Origin of the sequence: Kitasatospora sp. NPDC004615 (genome assembly GCF_042873545.1) — a bacterium.
Taxonomy (GTDB): domain Bacteria; phylum Actinomycetota; class Actinomycetes; order Streptomycetales; family Streptomycetaceae; genus Kitasatospora.
This window is the reverse complement of the sequence record NZ_JBIALQ010000003.1, coordinates 416,192-438,802: the sequence shown is the minus strand read 5'-3', so window position 1 is coordinate 438,802 and position 22,611 is coordinate 416,192. Positions and strand designations below refer to the sequence as shown.

Below are 22,611 nucleotides of genomic sequence, written 5' to 3'. Positions count from 1 at the left end.
TGACAGGCGCTACGGCCCACCCGCACGTGCCTTTGGGCGGGCCGCGCACACCCCCAAACCGCCCACAGGAAGAGAGCTCGCCGTGATCGTCTCCGTCAGCCTGACCGTCCTCTTTGTGATCCTCTCCGTCGTCCTGATCCGCGGGCGCCGCGTCTCCGTGCCGACCGCCGGCGTGCTGTGGCTGTCCGGCTTCACCCTCGCCTCCACCGGCCTCGCCGGACCCGTCAACACCTTCCTCACCGCCGTCGCCTCACTGATCACCAACCACTGACCCCCCCCCGTTAGGAGAGCACCGCCATGGACCGCACGCCCTACATGCCGCCCGCCACGGCGGTGCTCTACACCGCCGACGGCCAACCCCTCTACGCCACCCCGCCCCAGACCGCACCCTTCCCCGCCCACCGGCCCGCCCCGTGGCCCGTTCGCGAAGCCGGTCCGGTTCACCCGATCGACCCGACCTCGATCTACCTCCCCACCCCCGCGGCTGAGCCCGGCCGAGACGTGTGGCCCGCCCGCCTCATCGCCGGCGGGATCGGCATCGGCGCCGCCGGCATCGGCCTCGGCTTCTTCCTCCAGGCCCTCGCCGCCGCCGCCACTGGCCTCGGCCTGCTCGCCGCCATCCTCGCCCTCGTCTGGCTGCTGAAGAACGGCCAGGGCTTGGGCGGCGGACGCGCCGGGGCCGTGAACGTCCACGTCAACGTGTCGAACCGCAACCGCTGACCCCTGGAGATCACCGTGTCCTACTGCGACGAATGCGACGACTGGGACTGCCCCGGTCACTACTGCGACGAATGCGCCGATGAGAACTGCCCCGGCCACGAGCTGTGCGAGGACTGCTCCGACGACATCTGCACAGAGTGCGGCGGCTGCTCCTGCGAGGACTCGTACTGCGACGGCCTGCACCGCTGCTGACCGGCCTGTGCCGACCGCCGTTCCGCCCAACACCCGCCCGTGCGGCGGTTGGTGGGCGGTGCGGGGGACGGACAGCCCGACCCCGGAACCACAAAACCCCGCACCAGCCGCCTGATCTTGGCAGAGCGACGGCTGTTGCGGGGCCCAAGTCCGTACGAGACGAACCAGGACACAGCATGCCCGACTTCACCCGCTCCACGCTCGCCATCACCGACGACGTCGCCGACAGGCGCGACGCCTCCGACGGCAACTCCCGCTTCGGCTCCTACCTCGCCCTCAACGCGCGCCGGCTCCACGACGACGGCCGGCCGCTCAACTCCCAGGAGTTCGCGTTCGCTGTCTGGCAGGTCGCCACCAGTCCGGTCATGTCGCCCGGCTACGTCCGCCACCGCCCCGACCTGCACAACATCACCCTCACCAGCTACGGCGAGGACATGGACCAGGTCGCGCTCCGCATCGACGTCCCCCTGCGTCACCACCACCTCGCCGCCCGGCCGGACCACCGCCTCATCGACTGGCAGCGCGATGTGTGGGCCACGGCCGACGGCTTCACCGCCCTCACCGAGCCCCGCCCCACCGGCCGGTGCGCGCTGATGGCCACCGCCACCTTGCTGCTGCCCGTCCCCGAACACGTCCTCGTCACCCCGACCGCCACGGTGCCGGGCTACGAGATGACCGCCCAGGCCAAGAACGCCGTCGCGGCGCTGGTGATCTGGGCGAACGCCCACGCCCACCTGGTGAACGACCTCACCGCCGGGGCCGGGTCGTGAGCGCCGTAGCGGGGCCGCTGATCGGGTCGCTGTGCTCCGGCTACGGCGGCCTCGACATGGCCGTACAGGCCGTGCTGGGCGGGGAGTTGGCGTGGGTGGCGGACATCGACCCGGGCGCGTCCGCGATTCTCGCCCACCACCACCCCGCCGTGCCGAACCTCGGCGACATCACCGCCGTCTCCTGGTCCGGTGTCGCCAGGGTGGACGTGCTCACGGCCGGGTTCCCCTGCCAGGACGTCTCCTCCGCCGGCCTGCGCGCGGGCCTGGCCGAGGGCACCCGATCCGGCCTGTGGCGTGAGGTGGCCCGCGCCGTCCGCGAACTGACCCCTTCTCTGGTGGTGATCGAGAATGTCGCAGGACTTCGCTCCGCCCGCGCCGATGGCGACGTGGAACCCTGCCCGTGGTGTCTGGGAGACGGGGACCGTGAACGTGCTGTGCGGGCACTCGGAACCGTACTTGCGGACCTGGCCGACTGCGGGTTCGATGCGGAGTGGGCGAGTGTCCGAGCGTCCGACGTCGGCGCCGCCCACCAGCGCGAACGCGTCTTCCTCCTCGCCTGGCCTTCCCACCCCCAGGGCCCGCGACTGCCGTGGCCGCGGCTTCGAGGACGGTTTGCCGAACGTCGTCTCGCTGCTTCCCACCCCGACCGTGTCGGAGGCGACCGGGATCGGGCACGCCGCCCGGGGCGGGATGAACCTGCGGAACACCGTCTCCCTGCTGCCGACCCCGACCGTCGCGGACTCCCGGGACACGGCGAAGTCCAGGCCGAACGGGACACCGTACGGACCGGGCGGGGCACCGACGCCGGTCGACACGGCCCGGCTGCTGCCGACACCGACCACCGCGGACGGCGAACGGACGAGCCCGACCTTCGGCCGGGGCAACCCGACACTGACCGGAGCCGTGACACCGCCGTCGACTGGAGCGACTACGCCGACGCGATCCGGCGGTGGGAGAAGGCGACGGGACGACCCGCTCCCGGGCCAACTGACGCTGCCGGACGCCTGAGCCCCGTCTTCGTGGAATGGCTCATGGGCCTGCCGGCCGGGCACGTCACCGCCGTCCCCGTCCTGACCCGCACCAAGCAGCTCAAGGCCCTCGGCAACGGCGTCCTGCCCGCCCAGGCCGAACACGCCCTGCGCCTGCTCCTCGACCGCGCCACCGCCGACGCCGTCCCCGCCGACCAGGTCGACGGGGTGGCGGCGTGAACGCCCGAATCCCTCCGCTGGTCGGCGCGGACCTGTGGCAGGCCGTCATTCGGGCCGCCGCTGGCCGGTGCCAGTGCCGGGGCACGTGTGGGAAGTCCCACGCCAAGGACGGCGACCGCTGCGGCCGGGAACACGGCGGCTACCAGCAGCACCACGGCGGCGGCACCGTCCGCCTCCTCGCCGCCCCCGCCGAACCGGCCGATCTTCTACTGCCTCCGCACCACGTCGCCGCCCTGCCCAAGCAGGCCCTCGCCGCCTGGTGCCCCACCTGCCACGACGCCGCGCTCACCGCCGCCCGCAGGACCGAGCGGGCCGCCGCCCCGGCCGCACCGGACGCCCTCTTCGATCTCTGACTGCCCGCCACCTGCGGCCCGCCCCGGCACCTACGACCGGTGCGGGCCGCCTCCGCTCCACACGAGGGGAGCCCCAGTTGACTGACTGGCACCAAGCGCTGGTCGCCGCGCATCACGCCGCCGACCGCGGCTTCGCGGTGTTCCCGACCACCCGTTCCAAGAAACCCGCACTGCCCTCCCCGCACCCCGAGGGCAGCCGGGAGCGCAAGGAGTGCCGGGCCGCGTGCGGCAGGCCCGGACACGGCGTCCACGACGCCACCCGCGACCACGACCGCATCGACCCGCTGTTCGCCCGCGCCCCCTGGGCCACCGGCTACGGCATCGCGTGCGGCACCGCCCCACACCACCTGATCGGCCTCGACCTCGACCGCAAGAACGGCCTGGACGGTGTCGCCGAACTGGCCCGCCTCGCCCGGCAGCACGGCTTCACCGTCCCGCCGACAGCGACCGTGGCCACCCCCTCCGGCGGGCTGCACCTGTGGCTGACCGCCCCCGCCGACGCCGCGTTCCCCAACTCGGTAGGCGCCCTCGCGCCCGGCATCGACGTGCGCGGGCCCGCCGGGTACCTGGTCGGCCCCAACTCCCTCGGGGACAAGGGCCGTTACCGCTTCGCCCCCGGCACCGACCCCGGCGTCGTCGCCCCGTGCCCGCCCGAACTGCTCGCCCTGCTGACCCCGCCTCCCGCCGCCTCCGTCGCGGTGGCGGTGGACACGGCGGCGGTGCGGGAGCGGATCGGCCGGCAGGACGCCTACGTGCGTGCCGCGCTGGCCGGGGAGGACGCCAAGGTCCGAGCCCAGACCCAACCCGGCCGCGCGAAGCGGCTGTTCGCCTCCGCCGCGTCCCTGGCCCGCCTCATCCACGCCGGAACGCTCCCGGAGCCGCTGGCCACCGATGTCCTGCTGGACGCCGGTCTGGCCACCGGACTCGGTGAAGCCGAGTGCCGACGCGCCATCACCAACGGTCTCGCCCGCGGCTCCGCCGCCCACCGGCCCGCCGCCTGACCCACCCGCCGATGCCGGAGCGGGGGCGGAGAAAGCCGCTTACTCCGCCCCCGTGCCTTCCGGCCCACGCCTGCCCGCCCCTGACCCTTCTCGGGAGGACCCACAGCCATGAGCCCGCTCACCAGCGCCACCGCCGCCGACCCGGGCGGCACCTTCGACAACGTCACCTCGCTGTTCCCCGACGGCTGGGAGGACGCCATGGAGCCCCCGCCCGCCGCCGGCGGCGAGCCCTGGGACACGCCCGTCGACCTCGGGGAGTCCCGCACCCTCCCGGCGTTCCCCACCGACACCCTGCCCGGCTGGCTGGGCGACATGGTCACCGCCGTCGCGGAGGAGACCCAGACCCCCGCAGACCTCGCCGGGTGCCTGGCCCTGGCCGCCGTCGCCACCGCCGCCGCCGGCAAGGTCCGCATCCACATCCGCGGCCGCTGGCAGGAGCCCACCAACATCTACACCGCCGTGGCCATGGACCCCGGCAGCCGCAAGTCCGCCGTGTTCGACCACATGATCCGCCCCCTGCTCACGGTGGAGAGCACCCTCGCCGAGATCAGCCAGGTCCGGATCGTGGAGGCCGAGCTTGCCCTCAAGCTCGCCAAGGCCGCCGCCGAGAAGGCCGGCCAGCGCGCCGCGAACGCCGACGCCGACCAGCGTCCCGCCCTCACCCAGGAGGCCATCGCCCTGGGCAAGGAGGCCGCCGCCGTCACCGTCCCCGCCGAAACCCAACTGGTGGCCGACGACGCCACCCAGGAGTCCCTGGGCACGCTGCTGGCCGAGCAGGGCGGCCGTATCGCGGTGATGAGCCCCGAGGGCGGGATCTTCGACATCATCGCCGGGCTGTACTCCGGCAGCGCCAACATGGGGATCTTCCTCAAGGGCCACGCCGGGGACATGGTCCGCGTCAACCGGCAGGGCCGCCCGTCCCAGCACGTCGACCGCCCGGCCGTCACCATGGGCCTGGCCATCCAGCCGGAAGTCCTGGACGCCATCGCCAAGGTCAAGGGCGCCGACGGCCGCGGCCTGCTCGCCCGCTACCTCTACGCCGTCCCCGAATCCCTGGTCGGTAGCCGCAACACCGAGCCGGAGCTCATCCCGGACGACGTGGTCGACACCTACACCGCGAAGCTCGCCGCCCTGGCCATGGCCCTGTTCGACCGCGCCGAGACCGCGACCCTCACCCTCACCCCCGAGGCCGACGCGGTGATGCGCGCCTACCAGAAGGTCACCGAAGCCCGACTCGCCAAGAACGGCCCCCTGCGGCCGATCCTCAAATGGGCCAGCAAGCGCGACGGAGCCGTCGCCCGCCTCGCCGCCCTGCTCCACCTCGCCACCCACCCCACCGACGGCTGGGACCGGCCCGTCGAAGCCGCCACCCTCGCCGCCGCCACCCGGCTCGGCGACTACTTCACCACCCACGCCCTGCACGTCTTCGACGCCATGGGCGCCGACCCCGGCCGCGACGCCGCCCGTCTCCTCTTCGACCACCTTCGCGCCAACCCCATGCCCACCTTCACCAAGCGCGACCTGTTCCGCGCCGTCCCCCGCTCCGACTTCCGCACCATCGCCGACCTCGCCCCCGCCCTCGACCTCCTGGAGGAACACGGCTGGCTCCGGCAGCAGGCCCCGCCGCCCCGCACCGCCCGCGGCGGCCGGCCGCCATCCCCCCGCTACCAGCTCCACCCCCAGCTGACCCGCCCCTGACCCCACCCGGGGGCCCGGGGCGCTGACAGAACCCCGAATACCCCCGCCAAGCACGTCTGACCAGCGCAAACGCCCGCGCCCGCCGCTCTGACAGAACCTCCGGAAACTCTGACAGAACCTCCCCGACCGAGGTTGTGTCACGCCACCGCCCCGCGTGACACAACCCTCCACCCGGAGGTTCTGTCGGAGTTTTTACCGGTTCTGTCAAAACGGTGATCACGGGCAAACGTGCAGGTCAGGGGCACATTGCCCCGGTTTTCGAGGTTCTGTCAGCGTCCCGGGCCCTCCACCGCCGCACACAGCCGCAGGAGGACCCGATGGCCACCGCCACACCCGTCGCCCTGACCGTGCCCGACGTCATGGCAGCGCTTCAGCTCAGCCGCAGCAAGGTCTACGACCTCATCCGCTCGAAGACACTGCCCAGCTTCCTTGTCGGCCGTTCCCGACGGATCGCGGCCGACGACCTGACCGCCTACATCACCAACCAGACCAGGAACACCAACTGATGGCGAAGAAGAACCCGAACGGGGCCGGAAGCATCACCCGCCGGCCGGACGGCCTGTACGAAGCCCGCGTCTACGTCACCACCACCGACGGGCTCAAGAAGCGCATCTCGCGGTACGGCAAGACGTACGACGAGGCTGCGGAGAAGCTGGCCCGGGCCAAGGAGCTGGAGGAGAAGGGCGTCCCCACCCCCACGAAGGCGGTGAAGGTGGGGGAGTACCTGACGTATTGGCTGGCCGAGATCGTGAAGCCCAATCAGAGGGAGACCACGTACAGCAAGTACGAGACGATGGTCCGCCTCTACCTCATCCCCATGCTGGGGACGAAGCGGCTGACCAAGCTGGGCATCCAGGATGTGCGGACGTTCTTCTCCCGCCTGCGGAGCGAGAAGGTGGGCGGGGCGACCCAGCAGGAGTGCATGAAGGTGCTCCGCAACGCGCTCAACCGGGCGATCCGGGAGGAGCTGCTGCTGCGGAACGTGGCCGAGCTGGTGGACATGCCGAAGGCCGACAGCAAGGAGGTGATCCCCTGGACGGTGTCCGAGGCGATCACGTTCCTGCGGTCGGTCCGGGCCCACCGGCTGTGCGCCGCGTTCGTGCTGGCGCTGGCGCTGGCGTTCCGGCGCAGTGAGCTGCTCGGCCTGCGGTGGGTGGACATCGACTTCTCCACCGGCACGATCCACCCGCGCAAGCAGGTGCAGCGCAAGAAGGGCGTCGGCCTGGTGCTGGTGGACCTGAAGACCGACGCGTCCACGGGCGCCCTCCCGCTCCCCCGGCTGTGCCTGGAGGCGCTGGGGGAGCGGCGCGAACTCCAGCGCCGAGAGAGGGTGCGCGCCGGCCTCGACTGGACCGAGCACGACCTGATCTTCTCCACCGAGACCGGGGGCCCCATCGACCCGGACGGCTTCTCGGACACCTTCGAGCGCCGAGTGAGGCGCTCCGGGGTCCGACGCATCCCGCTGAAGGACACCCGGCACACCACGGCCAGCCTGCTGGCCGCGCTGGAGGTCCACCCGAACGACGCGCAGAAGATCCTCCGGCACGCCCGCGTCACCACCACCCTGGGGATCTACACCCATGTGACGACCGCCACCCAGCGCGCCGCCGCATCGGCGCTGGGCGAGCGGTTCCGGGAGCTGATGGACCGGGCCCCGGACCCGCACAGCGTCACCGTGCTCCGGCCGCACGTGCTGCCCGAGCCCCGGCCGGAGTTGCCGGCGGGGCCACCGGAATCACGGCCCTTCGTCCCGGGGCTGATTCCGGAGATCCTTCCGGACCCGTTGGCGTAAATCGCTGGCGTACCAGGCAAACGAAACGCCCCGGATGGAGATCCATCCGGGGCGTTTCCGCAGGTGGGCCTAACAGGACTTGAACCTGTGGCCTCTTCCTTATCAGGGAAGCGCTCTAACCGTCTGAGCTATAGGCCCTTGCCGCACTCAAAGATTAGCGGACCGATGGCTGATCTCCCAAATCCGTATCCGCGGCCCCCGTCGGACGGTGCTGCTCAGTGGCCTCGGCGAGCCACTGGGCGCGGGTGGCGGGGAGGCGGGAGGCGCCCGCGGGGGTGGGGCGGACGGCGAGGACCTGGTTGATGCCGATGCGGTTCTGCTCGAAGGCGAGGGCGCAGGCGGACATGTAGAGACGCCAGACCCGCGCTCGGCCGCGGCCGGCGAGGGCGGCGGCGTCGGGCCAGTGAGCCTCCAGGTTGGCGACCCATTCGCGGAGGGTGCGGCCGTAGTGCTCGCGGAGGGCCTCGACGTCGCGGACCTCGAAGCCGGCTTCCTCCAGGCGGGTGACGGTGGCGCCGACGGGGGAGAGCTCGCCGTCGGGGAAGACGTAGCGGTCGATGAAGGGGGAGAGCCGGTACTTCTCGCCTGGCTCCAGCGGGCGGCGGGCGATCTGGTGGTTGAGCAGGCGGCCGCCGGGGGCGAGCAGGTCGTACAGGTGGCGGGCGTAGACCAGGTACTGGGCCGAGCCGACGTGTTCGGCCATGCCGACGCTGGAGATGGCGTCGAAGGGCCCGTCGGGGATCTCCCGGTAGTCCTGGAGCCGGATCTCGATCCGGTCGGCCAGACCGGCCTCGGCGACCCGCTGACGGGCCAGCGCGACCTGCTCGGTGGAGATGGACACTCCGACCGCCTGGACGCCGTAGTGGCGGGCCGCGTGCAGCACCAGGGAGCCCCAGCCGCAGCCGACGTCCAGCAGTCGCATGCCGGGGCGCAGGCCGAGCTTGCGGCAGATCAGGTCGAGCTTGGCCTCTTGGGCGTCCTCCAGGCTCTTGGAGTCGGGGGTCCAGTAGGCGCACGAGTAGACCATGGTGGGGCCCAGCACGAGCCCGTAGAAGTCGTTGCCGACGTCGTAGTGGTGGCTGATCGCGGCGCGGTCGCGGCGGCGGCTGTGCAGGCTGCCGCGGCGGCTCCGGACCTCCTCGGGCGGGGGTGCGGGCACCGGGCCGAGCACGCCGAGGCGCAGGGCGGCGGCGAGCAGGCGGCGGCCGGGGGCGCCGAGGAAGTGGCGCGGGCCGAGCCGCAGGGCGCGGATGTCCGGGTCCTCGGCGAACGCGGCGACGGCGTCCAGCACCTCGTAGAGGTCGGTGCCGGGGTCGAGTTCGAGGTCGCCGGCCACGTAGGCGCGGGCCAGGCCGAGCTCGCCGGGAGCGCAGATCAGGCGGCGCAGGGCGCGGCGGTTGCGCAGGACGATGGTGGGGGCGCCCGGCGGGCCGGCCTGGGAGCCGTCCCAGATGCGTACTCGCAGTGGGAGCCGACGGCCGATCAGGCCTTCGAGTGCTCGGACCAGTTGCTGTGCATTCTCCGCCATCACGGACCTCTCGACCGGCCGTACCCGTCCGGGCCGCCCGGTGTCCGCTGTCGCGGCCGGTGGGCCCCGTGCTCGTTCGTGTATGTCATTTGTCCACGCGGCTGCGGTGCGGCCGATCCCGGCGCGCCGCCCGGTCACCCGATTGCCGCCGGAGACGGCGACGGGCCCCGAAGGCTTCAACAGCCTTCGGGGCCCGGGGAATTCCGTGATCTGACGCTGGGTCAGTCCTCTTCGGCGAGGGTGAGTTCGACGCCGCCGGTGAAGCCGGCCGCGGTGTTGTAGATGAACGCGGCGAGGGTGGACAGCGCGGTCATCAGGACCACGTCGACCACCGCGATCAGGGTGGTGAACAGCATGACCTTGCCGAACCCGATGTAGTCCATCAGGTTGAACGCGCCGGAGCTGTCGGTGCCGGTGACGTCCTTGAGGGTGCTGGTCAGGGAGTCGAAGACGCCGAGGCCGTCCAGGGTCATCCAGAGCACCGCGGAGGCGACGATGACGATGATGCCGACGGCCAGCGAGAGCACGAAGCTGACCTTCATGACCGACCACGGGTCGGCCTTGGTGATCCGCAGCCGGGCCTTGCGGACCCGGCCGGTGCCGGTGCCGCCGCCGCCACCGCCGCCACCGGTGCCCTGTGCGGGGCGCGGGGCGCCGGGGGCGCCGCCCTGCGGGCCCGGGCCGCCGGTGCGGGTGCCGCGCGCCGGCGTGTTCTGGCCCTTGGCGTACGTGGTGGGCTGGGAGAAGCCGGGCGGGCCGCTGGGGGCCGACGGGTTCTGGCCGCTGTAGCCGGGCTGGCCGGCCTGGGGCATCACCGAGGTGGACGTGGCGGGGTTCTCGGGGCGCTGCGGCGCACCGTACGGTGTCCCGCCCGGTCCGCCCGACAGACCGCCCGTGGCACCTCCAGCACCCGTGGCTCCGCTCACCGTGGTCCTCCCGAACCGTCCGCCAGGCCGATCGAACCGCCTGGTCCGTGTTGTGCTCGCTCCGCCTGCCCGGTTGGCCTGCGGTCAACCCGCGATGCCCGCCCCGCCGGAAGCGGGACGGGCACCACGGTCGCGGTCGTGCGTCAGCCCTGGTCGGGCGTGCCGTCCGCCTCGTGCTCGGTGGCGGTCGCGGTCTCGGTCGCCTCGGCGTCGAGCTCCGCGCCCTCCTCCTCGTCGGCTTCCGCGTTGCGGGCCATGCCCACCACCGCGTCGCGCTTTCCGAGGTTGATCAGTTGGACGCCCATGGTGTCACGTCCGGTTTCACGAACCTCGGAAACCCTGGTCCGGATCACTCCTCCGGAGAGCGTGATGGCCATGATCTCGTCGGTCTCCTCGACCACCAGGGCGCCGACCAGCGAGCCCCGGCCTTCGACGATCTTCGCAGCCTTGATACCGAATCCGCCGCGACCCTGGACACGGTACTCGTCGACCGACGTCCGCTTGGCGTAACCGCCGTCGGTGGCGGTGAAGACGTACGTCCCCGGGCGGACCACGTTCATCGAGAGCAGTTCGTCGTCCTCGCGGAACGACATGCCCTTGACGCCGGAGGTGGCCCGGCTCATCGGGCGCAGTGCCTCGTCGGTGGCCTTGAAGCGGATCGACTGGGCCTTCTTGGAGATCAGCAGCAGGTCGTCGTCAGCGGAGACCAGCTCGGCGCCGATCAGCTCGTCGTCCCGGCCCTCCTCGTCCTGGCGCAGGTTGATCGCGATCAGGCCGCCGGAGCGCGGGGAGTCGTAGTCCTTGAGCGGGGACTTCTTGACCAGGCCGCCGCGGGTGGCGAGCACCAGGTACGGCTTGTCCTCGTAGGTGCGCACCGCCATCACCTGGGTGATGTGCTCCTCCGGCTGGAAGGCCAGCAGGTTGGCGACGTGCTGGCCGCGGGCGTCGCGCCCGGCGTCGGGCAGCTCGTAGCCCTTGGCGCGGTAGACCCGGCCCTTGTTGGTGAAGAACAGGATCCAGTTGTGCGTGGTGGTGACGAAGAAGTGGTCGACGATGTCGTCCTGCTTCAGCTGCGCGCCGCGCACGCCCTTGCCGCCGCGCTTCTGCGAGCGGTAGAGGTCGGAGCGGGTGCGCTTGACGTAGCCGCCGCGGGTGATGGTGACCACGATGTCCTCTTCGGCGATGAGGTCCTCGATCGAGAGGTCACCGTCGGAGGGGATCAGGGTGGAGCGCCGCTCGTCGCCGTACTTCTCGACGATCGCGGTGAGCTCCTCGGAGACGATCTCGCGCTGCCGGGCGGGCGAGGCGAGGATCGCGTTGTACTCGTTGATCTTGGCCTGGAGCTCGTCGTGCTCGCTGAGGATGCGGGCGCTCTCCAGGGCGGCCAGGCGGCGCAGCTGCATCTCGAGGATGGCGTTGGCCTGGAGTTCGTCGATCTCCAGCAGCTGCATCAGGCCGGTGCGGGCGGCGTCGGCGCTCTCCGAGGCGCGGATCAGCGCGATCACCGCGTCGATCTGGTCGAGTGCCTTGAGCAGCGCGCGCAGGATGTGGGCGCGCTCCTCGGCCTTGCGCAGCCGGAAGGTGGTCCGGCGGACGATGACCTCGATCTGGTGGGCGACCCAGTGCCGGATGAAGGCGTCCAGCGAGAGGGTGCGCGGCACGCCGTCGACCAGGGCCAGCATGTTGGCGCCGAAGTTGGTCTGCAGGTCGGTGTGCTTGTACAGGTTGTTGAGCACGACCTTGGCGACCGCGTCCCGCTTGAGCACGATGACCAGGCGCTGGCCGGTGCGCGAGGAGGACTCGTCGCGGACGTCGGCGATGCCGGCGATCCGGCCGTCCTTGACCAGGTCGGCGATCTTCAGGGCGAGGTTGTCCGGGTTGACCTGGAACGGCAGCTCGGTGATCACCAGGCACTGGCGGCCCTGGATCTCCTCGACCTCGACCACCGCGCGCATGGTGATCGAGCCGCGGCCGGTGCGGTAGGCGTCCTCGATGCCGCGGCGGCCGACGATCAGCGCGCCGGTCGGGAAGTCGGGGGCCTTGATCCGCTCGATCAGGGCTTCCAGCAGCTCCTCGTTGGAGGCCTCGGGGTGCTCCAGCGCCCAGAGCGCGCCGGAGGCGACCTCGCGCAGGTTGTGCGGCGGGATGTTGGTGGCCATGCCGACCGCGATGCCGGTGGCGCCGTTGACCAGCAGGTTGGGGATGCGTGCGGGCAGGACGGTGGGTTCCTGCTGGCGGCCGTCGTAGTTGGCGGCGAAATCGACGGTCTCCTCGTCGATGTCGCGCATCATCTCCATCGCCAGCGGCATCATCTTGCACTCGGTGTAGCGCATCGCCGCGGCCGGGTCGTTGCCCGGGGAGCCGAAGTTGCCGTTGCCGTCGACCAGTGGCATCCGCATCGACCAGGTCTGCGCGAGGCGGACCAGGGTGTCGTAGATCGAGGTGTCGCCGTGCGGGTGGTAGTTACCCATCACGTCGCCGACCACGCGGGCGCACTTGTAGTAGCCCTTCTCGGGCCGGTAGCCGCCGTCGTACATCGCGTAGAGCACGCGGCGGTGCACCGGCTTGAGGCCGTCGCGGACCTCGGGCAGGGCGCGCGACACGATGACGCTCATCGCGTAGTCGAGGTAGGAGCGCTGCATCTCGGTCTCGAGCTCGATGAGCTCGACCCGGTGTCCGCTCTGGGCAGGGGTGGTGCTGTCCTCGGGCTGCTCGCCGCCGTCCGGACGGTTGTCGTCGACCACTGGTGGTCAGTTTCCTTTCAACGATCCTTGGCGGACGTCAGACGTCCAGGAAGCGGACGTCCTTCGCGTTGCGCTGGATGAAGGAGCGGCGGGCCTCGACGTCCTCGCCCATCAGGACGGAGAACAGGTCGTCGGCACGGGCGGCGTCCTCCAGGGTGACCTGGAGCAGCAGGCGGTGGGCGGCGTCCATGGTGGTGACGCGCAGCTCCTCGGCGTTCATCTCGCCGAGGCCCTTGAAGCGCTGGATGGCGTCGTCCTTGGGGAGCCGGCGGCCGGCCTCGACGCCGGCCGCGATCAGCGCGTCGCGCTCGCGGTCGGAGTAGGCGTACTCGAACTCGTCCCGGCCCCACTTGATCTTGTACAGCGGGGGCATCGCCAGGTAGACGTACCCGGCCTCGACCAGCGGGCGCATGAAGCGGAACAGCAGGGTCAGCAGCAGGGTGCGGATGTGCTGTCCGTCGACGTCGGCGTCGGCCATCAGCACGATCTTGTGATAGCGGAGCTTCTCGGCGTCGTAGTCCTCCTGGATGCCGCAGCCGAAGGCCGAGATCAGCGCCTGGACCTCGGTGTTCTGCAGCACCTTGTCGATCCGGGCCTTCTCGACGTTCAGGATCTTGCCGCGGATCGGGAGGATGGCCTGGGTGCGCGGGTCGCGGCCCTGCTTGGCGGAGCCGCCGGCCGAGTCACCCTCGACGATGAAGATCTCGCACTCGGCCGGGTCCTTGGACTGGCAGTCCGAGAGCTTGCCGGGCAGCGAGGCGGACTCCAGCAGGCCCTTGCGGCGGGTCAGGTCGCGGGCCTTGCGGGCGGCGACCCGGGCGCTGGCGGCCTGGATGGACTTGCGGACGATGTCCGCGGCCTCGTTGGGGTTGCGGTCCAGCCAGTCGGCGAGGTGCTCGTTGACGACCTTCTGCACGAAGGTCTTGGCCTCGGTGTTGCCGAGCTTGTCCTTGGTCTGGCCCTCGAACTGCGGCTCGCCGAGCTTGACCGAGATGATCGCGGTCAGGCCCTCGCGGATGTCCTCGCCGGAGAGGTTGTCGTCCTTGTCGCGGAGCAGCTTCTTGTCGCGCGCGTACCGGTTCATCAGACCGGTCAGCGCGGCACGGAAGCCCTCCTCGTGCGTGCCGCCGCCGTGGGTGTGGATGGTGTTCGCGAACGAGTACACGCCCTCCGTGTAGGAGGAGTTCCACTGCATCGCGATCTCGGCGGAGATCCGCTTGTCCTTGTCCTCCGCCTCGAAGTCGATCACCGAGGGGTGGACAGCCTCGCCCTTGCGGGAGTTGAGGTGCGCGACGAAGTCGGCGATGCCGCCGTCGTACTTGTACGTGACGGCGAGCGGCTTGCCCTCCTCGTCGGCGTGCTCGGCGCGCTCGTCGGTCAGCGAGATGGTCAGGCCCTTGTTGAGGAAGGCCATCTCCTGGAAGCGGCGGGAGAGCGTCTCGAAGGAGTAGACGGTGGTCTCGAAGATGTCCGGGTCGGCCCAGAAGGTGACGGTGGTGCCGGTCTCCTCGGTGGCCTCGTGCTTGGCCAGCGGGGCGGTCGGGGCACCGGCCTTGTACTCCTGGGTCCAGCGGGCGCCGTCGGTGAGGATGTCCACCGCGAGGCGGTTGGAGAGCGCGTTCACCACGGAGATGCCGACGCCATGCAGACCGCCGGAGACCGCGTAGCCGCCGCCGCCGAACTTGCCGCCCGCGTGCAGCACGGTCAGGACGACCTCGACGGCCGGCTTGTCCTGGCCGGGCATGATGCCCACCGGGATGCCTCGGCCGTTGTCCACCACCCGCACGCCGCCGTCGGACAGGATCGTCACGTCGATGGTGTCGGCGTGGCCGGCCAGCGCCTCGTCGACGGAGTTGTCGACGATCTCGTAGACCAGGTGGTGCAGGCCGCGCTCACCGGTCGAGCCGATGTACATGCCGGGGCGCTTGCGGACGGCGTCGAGTCCCTCCAGCACCTGGATCGCGCTGGCGTCGTACGCCTTGTTGTCGGACGGGTCTGGGGTCTGGCTGGGGTTGCCGGAATCGGCCACGAAGCGCCCTCTCTGGCACAGCGGGGCCGCGCCCCTTCCCGCTTGTCTGGGCAGGTGTGCGACCACGGCGTTTCGACTCTGTTGCTCCACGCAACGGTGTTTGCGCTTCAGTCTACCGGTACGACTGACAGAGAGGGGCGTTTGGCAGCCCCTGAGGGCAGATGTGCCGCCCTGAATCCCCTCGGGACGAGTCCCGATACTCGGCAGGGGGGCTCAGAGCGCCTGGACGGGCCGTCAGCGATTCCGGAGGGCCCCGATCCGCTCCGCCGGGCTCAGCCCCAGGTGTCCCCGGGGCCCTTGCTGCCGGGCGCCCGCAACCGCCCGTAACCGCGGACCGGGGCGTCCGGGCCCAGCACCTTGATCACCCGGACCGTGCCGTGCCCCAGCTCGTGATTCAGCCGGGCCACCAACTGGCGTGCCAGCAGCCGGAGTTGAGTGGCCCACGCGGTGGAGTCGCACTGCACGGTGAGCACCGCCTCGGACTCCGCGTACGACTTGGGTTCACAGTGCGCAGCGATGTCCGGCCCCACGATCTGCGACCAGCGGCCCATCACGCCGCCCACCGCGGCCGGCGCCTCCCAGCCCCGTTCGGTGATCAGCCGGTTCAGCGCGGCACCCAGCGGCACCGGGTCGCGGCCGTCCGCGCGGGCGCCGCTGCGCAGTCCGGTCCGCTTGGCCTCCCGGCGCTCGCGGACCTGCTCGCCGCGCTGCCGGGCCTGCTCCTTGGCGGCGCGCAACGCCACCCGGGCCAGGTCCACACCCGAAAGCTCCGAACCCTCCGACATCACGCTCCATCCCCAGGCTGTGGACAACTGCACCGACGAGCGGTCCAGGGTACGGGCTCGCCGGGACTCACGCGGTGAGCCGGGTCACGGTGCCGTCCGCGACGGCGTACCGGGCGCCGCTGAGCGCCTTCGGGACGTCCTCCGCGACCGCCGCGGTGACCAGCACCTGCTCGCCGCCGGCCACCAGCTCGGCCAGCCGGTCGCGGCGGCGGGCGTCCAGCTCGGCGAAGACGTCGTCCAGGATCAGCACCGGCTCGCCGCCCTCGGAGCGCAGCAGCTCGTACGAGGCGAGCCGCAGGGCCAGCGCGTACGACCAGGATTCGCCGTGGCTGGCGTAGCCCTTGGCGGGCAGCGGGCCGAGCCGCAGCAGCAGTTCGTCGCGGTGCGGGCCGACCAGGGTCAGGCCGCGCGCGACCTCCTGCGGCCGGGCCGCCTGCAGGGCGTCCAGCAGCTGCTGCTCGGCCTGTTCGCGGCTGGTCGGCAGCTCGCCCTCGAAGGAGGAGCGGTACTCCAGCACGGTCTCCCCGCCGCCCGGGGCGAGCTGGCGGTAGGCCTCGGCGACCAGCGGCTGCAGGGCGGCGACCAGCTGGATCCGGAAGGCGGTCAGTTCGGCCCCGGTGCGCGCCAGGTGGCCGTCCCAGACCTCCAGGGTGGCCAGGTCGGCGGCCTTGCCGCCGCCGTGCCGGCGGGCCGTCGCGGCGGTCTTCAGCAGGGCGTTGCGCTGCTTGAGCACCCGCTCGTAGTCGGAGCGCACCCCGGCCAGCCGGGGCGCGCGGGCGGTCAGCAGCTCGTCCAGGAAGCGACGGCGCTCGCCCGGGTCGCCCTTGACGAGGGTGAGGTCCTCGGGGGCGAACAGCACGGTGCGCAGCACGCCCAGCACGTCGCGCGGGCGGACGTTGTCGGAGCGGTTCAGCCGGGCCCGGTTGGCCTTGCCGGGGGTGATCTCCAGCTCCACCAGGGTGTTCCGGCCGCCCTGGGCGACCACGTTGGCCCGGACCACCGCCCGCTCGGTGCCGAGGCGCACCAGCGGGGCGTCGGTGGCGACCCGGTGGCTGCCCAGGGTGGCGATGTAGCCGATCGCCTCGACCAGATTGGTCTTGCCCTGCCCGTTGGGCCCCACGAACGCGGTGACGCCCGGGTCGAGCGGAACCTCGACCCGGGCGTAGGAACGGAAGTCGGCGAGCGACAGGTGCGCGACGTGCATGACGGTGGACTGCGCTCGCCTTCTGGCCGTGGGTAGTTACTTCGACTCGACCGCGTGGCCGCCGAACTGGTTGCGCAGCGCGGCGATCATCTTCATCTGCGGCGAGTCGTCCTGGCGCGAGGCGAAGCGGGCGAACAGCGAGGCGGTGATCGCCGGCAGCGGCACCGCGTGGTCAATCGCGGCCTCGACCGTCCAGCGGCCCTCGCCGGAGTCCGCGGCCCAGCCCTTGAGCTTGGCCAGGTGCTCGTCGTCGTCCAGCGCCCGGACCGCCAGGTCGAGCAGCCAGGAGCGGATGACGGTGCCCTCCTGCCAGCTGCGGAACACCTCGCGCACGTCGGTGACCTCGGGGGCCGCCTCCAGCAGCTCCCAGCCCTCGGCGAAGGCCTGCATCATCGCGTACTCGATGCCGTTGTGGACCATCTTGGCGAAGTGGCCGGCGCCGACCTTGCCGGCGTGCACCGAGCCGAACTCGCCCTCGGGCTTGAGCGCGTCGAAGACCGGCTGGACCTTCGCGACGTGCTCGGCGTTGCCGCCGTACATCAGCGCGTAGCCGTTCTCCAGGCCCCAGACGCCGCCGGAGACGCCGCAGTCGACGAAGCCGATGCCCTTGGCGGCCAGCAACTCGGCGTGCTGGATGTCGTCGGTCCAGCGGGAGTTGCCGCCGTCCACCACCACGTCGCCGGGGGAGAGCAGCTCGGCCAGGTGCTCGACGGTCTCCTGGGTCGGGCCGCCGGCCGGGACCATCACCCACACCACGCGGGGGCCCTCGAGCTTGGCGACCAGCTGCTCCACGCTGTCGACGTCGGCGAGGTCGGGGTTGCGGTCGTAGCCGATGACGGTGTGGCCGGCGCGGCGGATGCGCTCGCGCATGTTGCCGCCCATCTTGCCGAGACCGATGAGGCCGAGCTCCATGACAAGTCCTTCACTGTGGTGTCGTGCTTGACGGCGGCGCCGTTGCCGCGCTCCCCGAGCCTACGCCGCTGATCGGGAAGGTCCGGGCAGCCACAGGGGCGCGGAGGCCGGTGGCCCTCGCGCCCCTGGTGGTCCGGGCTCGGTCAGCCGGAGAGACGGACCGGCATGATCAGGTACTGGTAGGCCTCGTCGGGCTCCGCGTCCACCGCGGGCTTGCCGGTGAGCAGGGCCGGCTTGGTCGGGGTGGTGAAGCTCAGCTGCGCGTACGCGGCGTCGATCGCCTTGAGCCCCTCCTCCAGGTAGCCGGGGTTGAACGCGATCGAGATGTCGTCGCCCTCGAGGTCCGCCTCGACCCGCTCGGAGGCCTGGGCGTCGTCACCCGAGCCGGCCTCCAGGGTCAGCACGCCCTGCTCGAAGTTCAGCCGGACCGGGGTGTTGCGCTCGGCCACCAGCGAGACGCGCTTGAGCGCCTCCAGGAACGGCTGGGTCTGCACCGCGGCGACCGCCGAGAACTCGGTCGGGAAGATCGACCGGAACTTCGGGAACTCGCCCTCCAGCAGGCGGGTGGTGGTCCGCCGGCCGGCGCCCTCGAAGCCGATCAGGCCCTCGCCGGCACCGCCCGTGGACAGCGCGATCGACACGTGGTCGCCGCTGCCAAGCGACTTGGCGATGTCCTGCAGGGTCTTGGCCGGGACGAGCGCGACGGCGTTGATGTCGTCCTGCTCGGGCTTCCACAGCAGCTCGCGGACGGCGAACCGGTACCGGTCGGTGGCGGCCAGGGTGATCCCGCTGCCGTTGATCTCGACCCGGACGCCGGTCAGCACCGGGAGGGTGTCGTCACGGCCGGCGGCGACCGCGGCCTGGCTGACCGCCGAGGCGAACACGTCGCCCGGGACGGTGCCGGTGGCGGTCGGCATCTGCGGCAGCGCCGGGTACTCGTCGACCGGCAGCGTCGGCAGGGTGAACCGCGAGCTTCCGCAGACCACGCTGACCCGCATGCCGTCGGTGGAGATCTCCACCGGGCGGTTCGGCAGGTTGCGCGAGATGTCGTTGAGCAGGCGACCGGACACCAGGACGGTGCCGGCCTCCTCGACGTCCGCCTCCAGCTCGACCCGGGCCGAGACCTCGTAGTCGAAGCCGGACAGCGCCAGCTTGCCCTCCTGCGCCGTCAGCAGCAGGCCGGCCAGCACCGGCACCGGCGGCCGCGCGGGGAGGCTGCGGGCGGCCCAGGCCACCGCCTCCGCGAGGACATCACGCTCCACCCGGAACTTCACCGGTAACCGCCTCCTGGCTGCTGTCGCCGCGCCGTCGGCCCGTATCGCCGACCGGCGCTGTTGATCGTCTTCCGGCTCCCCGCCGACCGGACTCGCTCCGCTCGGCTTCCAGGTGCCGAAGGACAGTCTGACGTACTCGGCCGACAGTCGGGGCAGATGGGCGGAAGCAAGCCGAACAGATGTCGGGGCGCGGTTGTCCACAGATTCGGGCCACCCCCACTGTTGATCAAGTCTCGAGGTCTCTAGGTGTAGCAGTAGTAGTAGGGCCTGTGGATACCGTGGATAACCCCGTTTTCGCAGGTCAGAGCCGGTTTTTTGTCCACAGGTCTTGTGGACGGCCGATGTGGACAACCTAGGCCTGCTGTGGACAGCGGAGCGTAATCCACAGGGCACCGTCAGTATCCACAGGTTATCCCCAGGTTCATCCACAGAAATTGCCCGGGTTATCCACGGGCTTCGATCAACATCACGTGACGCCTTTCACACCCAGGCCTGACAAGGGAGTTGATGTTGTCGAACTGTGGACGCCGCTGTGGAAAACCTGGGGATAACTCCCCATCTCCTGTGGACGACCTGTGGACGACGCTGAGGACACCCTGACGGCTCCTCAGTTCTCCACAGGCTGTGGATAACTGTTGTGCACAAGTCCACAGGGGTCTGACCTGCGCCGAAGAGCGTAGCCGTGATCCGCCTGTGGAGGAACCTCTGGATAACTCGGGCCGGTGGAGCCTGTGGACGGGGAAATCCCACCCGTTCCTGTGGACAACTCCAGTACGCACCCGAACCGTTCGAATTGCTGCGCTGATGTTCGGGTTGGCGGCGGGTCGGCCGCCCGGGGCCACTGAGTCGATTCCTGCCCCGCTGCCGGCCGTTCCACACCCACGGATCGCCCGGATTCGCCCGGGCGGCCCGTCTCCGGCCTGTCCCCGGCCTGTCCCCGGTCCGTCTCCGACCTGTTTCCGGCCCGTCTGCGGCCCGCTGCGGGCACGCCGAAGGGGAGCCCGGCCGACTCGGCCCGACTCCCCTTCGGATACGTCAACTGCCGCCCTGCGGCTAGCTCTTGATGCGGTTGGTCAGCTCGGTGACCTGGTTGTAGATGGACCGCCGCTCGGCCATCAGCGAGCGGATCTTCCGGTCCGCGTGCATCACCGTGGTGTGGTCCCGGCCGCCGAACTGCGCGCCGATCTTCGGCAGCGACAGGTCGGTCAGCTCCCGGCACAGGTACATGGCGATCTGACGGGCCGTCACCAGCACCCGGCTGCGCGAGGATCCGCACAGGTCCTCCACGCCCAGCCCGAAGTACGCGGCGGTCTGCTGCATGATCACCTGCGCGGTGATCTCCGGCCCGGCGTCCTCGGCGCCGCCCGGGATCAGGTCCTTCAGGACGATCCCGGCCAACTCCAGGTCCACCGGCGCCCGGTTCAGGTTGGCGAACGCGGTGACCCGGATCAGCGCGCCCTCCAACTCCCGGATGTTGCGGGTGATCCGGGACGCGATGAACTCCAACACGTCGGCGGGAGCGTTGAGTTGCTCCTGGATCGCCTTCTTGCGCAGGATCGCGATCCGGGTCTCCAGCTCCGGCGGCGTGACGTCGGTGATCAGGCCCCACTCGAACCGGTTGCGCAGCCGGTCCTCCAGCGTGATCAGCTGCTTGGGCGGCCGGTCCGAGGAGAGCACGATCTGCTTGTTGGCGTTGTGCAGGGTGTTGAACGTGTGGAAGAACTCTTCCTGCGTCGACTCCTTGCTGGCCAGGAACTGGATGTCGTCGACCAGCAGGATGTCGATGTCCCGGTAGCGCTTGCGGAACGCGTCCGCCTTGCCGTCCCGGATCGAGTTGATGAACTCGTTGGTGAATTCCTCGGAGCTCACGTACCGCACCCGGGTGCCCGGGAACAGGCTGCGCGAGTAGTGCCCGATGGCGTGCAGCAGGTGGGTCTTGCCGAGACCGGACTCGCCGTAGATGAACAGCGGGTTGTACGCCTTGGCCGGGGCCTCGGCGACCGCCACCGCCGCGGCGTGCGCGAAGCGGTTGCTGGCGCCGATCACGAAAGTGTCGAACAGGTACTTGGGGTTCAGCCGGGCGTTCGGCTCGTCCTTGCGGGAGCCGCCGGCCGGGGGAGCGCCGGGCGGGGCCGGGACGCCGGGAGCGGGTCGCCGCTCCACCGGGGCCGGCCGGTCGGACGGACGGGGCGCGCCCCGCCGGGAGCCGCCGTGCCGCGGCCGGTCCTCGTCCGGGGAACCCAGCGCGCCGCCGAACAGGTCGCCCTGCGCCGAGTCCGGGCCCGGACGGCTGGTCCGCCGCGGGGCCGGTTCCGGGCGCCGCTCGGGCGCCGCCTGCGGCTCCCAGCTCCCGCCGTTCGGGTCGGGCTGCTCCCGGTACGGGTCCTGCGGCGGGGCCCCGTAGGGCTCGGCCGGCGGGTAGCCCTGCGGGTAGGACGGGCGCTGGTAGTCGTCGCCGCCGGGGCGGCCCGGCCAGGCGCCCGGCTGCGGCTGGTAGCCCTGTTCGGCCTGCTGATAGCCCTGCTCCGACGGGTAGCCCTGTTCGGACGGGTAGCCGTGTTCGGACCGCGGGTGCGGCCACTCCGCGCCGTCCTCGGGCTCCGGCTCGGGCTCCTGTTCGGCGGGCGGGGCGGCGTTGGCGTCCACCATGACGGCGATCCGCACCTGCCGGCCGAATTCGTGCGAGATGGCCTCGGTCAGCTGCGGCAGCAGCCGGCCCTCCAGCACCTGCTTGGCGAACTCGTTGGGCGCCGCGAGCAGGGCGGTGTCGTGCATCATCCACATCGGCTGGGTGCGACGGACCCAGTTCTTGTCCTTCTCCACGACATCGCTGTCGCTGACCAGTCGCTCGACGACCCTCGACCACATCAGGACGAGATCGCTGTTGACATCAGCCACTGGTACACGCTTTCTCGTTCCCCGGGCAGGGGCAGTCAGTCAAGGTCGGGAGTGGTTGGGGTGGGCGCGGTGCGAAGGCGGCCGCGAGCACAGAACAAAAGAGACAAGTCCTGCAACGGTAGTCAGCGCGCAGAGCTGATTCAAGTCGTTGTCCACAGGCTGTGGGCAACGGGCCGACACCCACCTGGTTTGACCCTCGGACCCGCCGCCGCGTACCGTAACCAGGTCGAGTTGTCGATGGCCGCTGCCGCATGTCCGCGGGTCCACCCGCTTCCATGACGCGCGCAGCACGGGCGCCGTGGTGGTCCCGGTCCAGCAGATCTGGGCCCCGGGACCGGATTTCCCAGTGCAAGGGGAGATCGCGCGGACGCACGGTGACGGCCAAGCGACCTCCCGTCATCCTACGATTCACCCCAGGAGCCCCCGAGTGAGCAAGCGCACCTTCCAGCCGAACAACCGTCGTCGCGCCAAGACCCACGGCTTCCGGCTGCGTATGCGTACCCGCGCCGGCCGCGCCATCCTGGCCGCGCGTCGCAACAAGGGCCGCAGCGCCCTGTCCGCCTGATCCGCGCCAAGG

Annotated in this window: 20 protein-coding genes and 1 tRNA gene; 11 read left to right on the top strand and 10 right to left on the bottom strand. The window is 71.2% G+C overall.

What is annotated here, in order from left to right:
* Window positions 1-82: 82 nt before the first annotated feature.
* From ACFYS8_RS13135 to ACFYS8_RS13090, 10 genes are all read left to right on the top strand, one after another.
* A complete protein-coding gene (locus ACFYS8_RS13135; RefSeq protein WP_387639869.1) occupies window positions 83-271 on the top strand; it encodes a hypothetical protein in 189 nt (62 codons plus the stop codon).
* A 26-nt stretch (window positions 272-297) separates the two neighbouring features.
* Complete coding sequence (locus ACFYS8_RS13130; protein WP_387639867.1) at window positions 298-720, top strand: hypothetical protein; 423 nt, start codon at window positions 298-300, stop codon at window positions 718-720.
* A 15-nt stretch (window positions 721-735) separates the two neighbouring features.
* Entirely contained in the window at window positions 736-912 is a 177-nt protein-coding gene (locus ACFYS8_RS13125) for a hypothetical protein (protein WP_387639864.1), read from the top strand.
* Window positions 913-1,088: 176 nt separating this feature from the next.
* Window positions 1,089-1,682: a hypothetical protein gene (locus tag ACFYS8_RS13120; protein ID WP_387639862.1), complete on the top strand. Its 594-nt coding sequence runs from the start codon at window positions 1,089-1,091 to the stop codon at window positions 1,680-1,682.
* Window positions 1,679-2,890: a DNA cytosine methyltransferase gene (locus tag ACFYS8_RS13115; RefSeq protein WP_387639859.1), complete on the top strand. Its 1,212-nt coding sequence runs from the start codon at window positions 1,679-1,681 to the stop codon at window positions 2,888-2,890. Before ACFYS8_RS13120 ends, ACFYS8_RS13115 begins: the two co-directional genes overlap by 4 nt.
* Window positions 2,887-3,243, top strand: a complete 357-nt coding sequence (locus tag ACFYS8_RS13110) for a hypothetical protein (RefSeq protein ID WP_387639856.1) — start codon at window positions 2,887-2,889, stop codon at window positions 3,241-3,243. The genes ACFYS8_RS13115 and ACFYS8_RS13110 overlap by 4 nt, the downstream gene beginning before the upstream one ends.
* A gap of 77 nt (window positions 3,244-3,320) precedes the next feature.
* Window positions 3,321-4,244 (top strand): bifunctional DNA primase/polymerase, encoded by a 924-nt coding sequence (locus ACFYS8_RS13105; RefSeq protein ID WP_387639853.1) that lies wholly within the window; start codon window positions 3,321-3,323, stop codon window positions 4,242-4,244.
* 108 nt (window positions 4,245-4,352) lie between these two features.
* Window positions 4,353-5,942 carry a YfjI family protein gene (locus tag ACFYS8_RS13100; protein ID WP_387639851.1) on the top strand — a complete coding sequence of 530 codons (1,590 nt, stop codon included), beginning with the start codon at window positions 4,353-4,355 and terminating at the stop codon, window positions 5,940-5,942.
* Window positions 5,943-6,259: 317 nt separating this feature from the next.
* Window positions 6,260-6,448 (top strand): helix-turn-helix domain-containing protein, encoded by a 189-nt coding sequence (locus tag ACFYS8_RS13095; RefSeq protein WP_387639849.1) that lies wholly within the window; start codon window positions 6,260-6,262, stop codon window positions 6,446-6,448.
* Window positions 6,448-7,734, top strand: coding sequence for a tyrosine-type recombinase/integrase (locus tag ACFYS8_RS13090; RefSeq protein ID WP_387639847.1), 1,287 nt, complete (start codon window positions 6,448-6,450; stop codon window positions 7,732-7,734). Before ACFYS8_RS13095 ends, ACFYS8_RS13090 begins: the two co-directional genes overlap by 1 nt.
* Before the next feature lie 64 nt (window positions 7,735-7,798).
* Here the strand turns inward: ACFYS8_RS13090 and ACFYS8_RS13085 are convergent.
* The 10 genes from ACFYS8_RS13085 to dnaA all read right to left on the bottom strand — a co-directional run bounded on the left by ACFYS8_RS13085 (window position 7,799) and on the right by dnaA (window position 22,034).
* Window positions 7,799-7,872, bottom strand: a tRNA-Ile gene (locus ACFYS8_RS13085).
* Between the two features lie 16 nt (window positions 7,873-7,888).
* On the bottom strand, window positions 7,889-9,262 hold the full coding sequence (locus ACFYS8_RS13080; protein ID WP_387639844.1) for a class I SAM-dependent methyltransferase: 1,374 nt from the start codon (window positions 9,260-9,262) through the stop codon (window positions 7,889-7,891).
* Window positions 9,263-9,483: 221 nt separating this feature from the next.
* The gene (locus ACFYS8_RS13075) at window positions 9,484-10,188 is read right to left on the bottom strand and encodes a DUF3566 domain-containing protein (RefSeq protein WP_387639842.1); all 705 of its coding nucleotides are present in this window, start codon (window positions 10,186-10,188) and stop codon (window positions 9,484-9,486) included.
* Between the two features lie 143 nt (window positions 10,189-10,331).
* A complete protein-coding gene (gyrA, locus tag ACFYS8_RS13070) occupies window positions 10,332-12,932 on the bottom strand; it encodes a DNA gyrase subunit A (protein WP_387639840.1) in 2,601 nt (866 codons plus the stop codon).
* A 37-nt stretch (window positions 12,933-12,969) separates the two neighbouring features.
* Entirely contained in the window at window positions 12,970-14,961 is a 1,992-nt protein-coding gene (gyrB, locus tag ACFYS8_RS13065; protein WP_387639837.1) for a DNA topoisomerase (ATP-hydrolyzing) subunit B, read from the bottom strand.
* Between the two features lie 272 nt (window positions 14,962-15,233).
* Window positions 15,234-15,746, bottom strand: a complete 513-nt coding sequence (locus ACFYS8_RS13060; RefSeq protein ID WP_387639835.1) for a DUF721 domain-containing protein — start codon at window positions 15,744-15,746, stop codon at window positions 15,234-15,236.
* Between the two features lie 67 nt (window positions 15,747-15,813).
* Complete coding sequence (gene recF, locus ACFYS8_RS13055) at window positions 15,814-16,950, bottom strand: DNA replication/repair protein RecF (protein ID WP_387639831.1); 1,137 nt, start codon at window positions 16,948-16,950, stop codon at window positions 15,814-15,816.
* A 36-nt stretch (window positions 16,951-16,986) separates the two neighbouring features.
* Entirely contained in the window at window positions 16,987-17,862 is an 876-nt protein-coding gene (gene gnd, locus ACFYS8_RS13050; protein WP_387639828.1) for a phosphogluconate dehydrogenase (NAD(+)-dependent, decarboxylating), read from the bottom strand.
* Between the two features lie 143 nt (window positions 17,863-18,005).
* Entirely contained in the window at window positions 18,006-19,136 is a 1,131-nt protein-coding gene (gene dnaN / locus ACFYS8_RS13045) for a DNA polymerase III subunit beta (protein ID WP_387639826.1), read from the bottom strand.
* A gap of 1,053 nt (window positions 19,137-20,189) precedes the next feature.
* Window positions 20,190-22,034: a chromosomal replication initiator protein DnaA gene (gene dnaA / locus ACFYS8_RS13040; protein WP_387639823.1), complete on the bottom strand. Its 1,845-nt coding sequence runs from the start codon at window positions 22,032-22,034 to the stop codon at window positions 20,190-20,192.
* Between the two features lie 427 nt (window positions 22,035-22,461).
* Here dnaA and rpmH point away from each other — a divergent pair, with 427 nt between their 5' ends.
* A complete protein-coding gene (gene rpmH / locus ACFYS8_RS13035; protein ID WP_387639821.1) occupies window positions 22,462-22,599 on the top strand; it encodes a 50S ribosomal protein L34 in 138 nt (45 codons plus the stop codon).
* The last annotated feature ends 12 nt before the right edge of the window (window positions 22,600-22,611 follow it).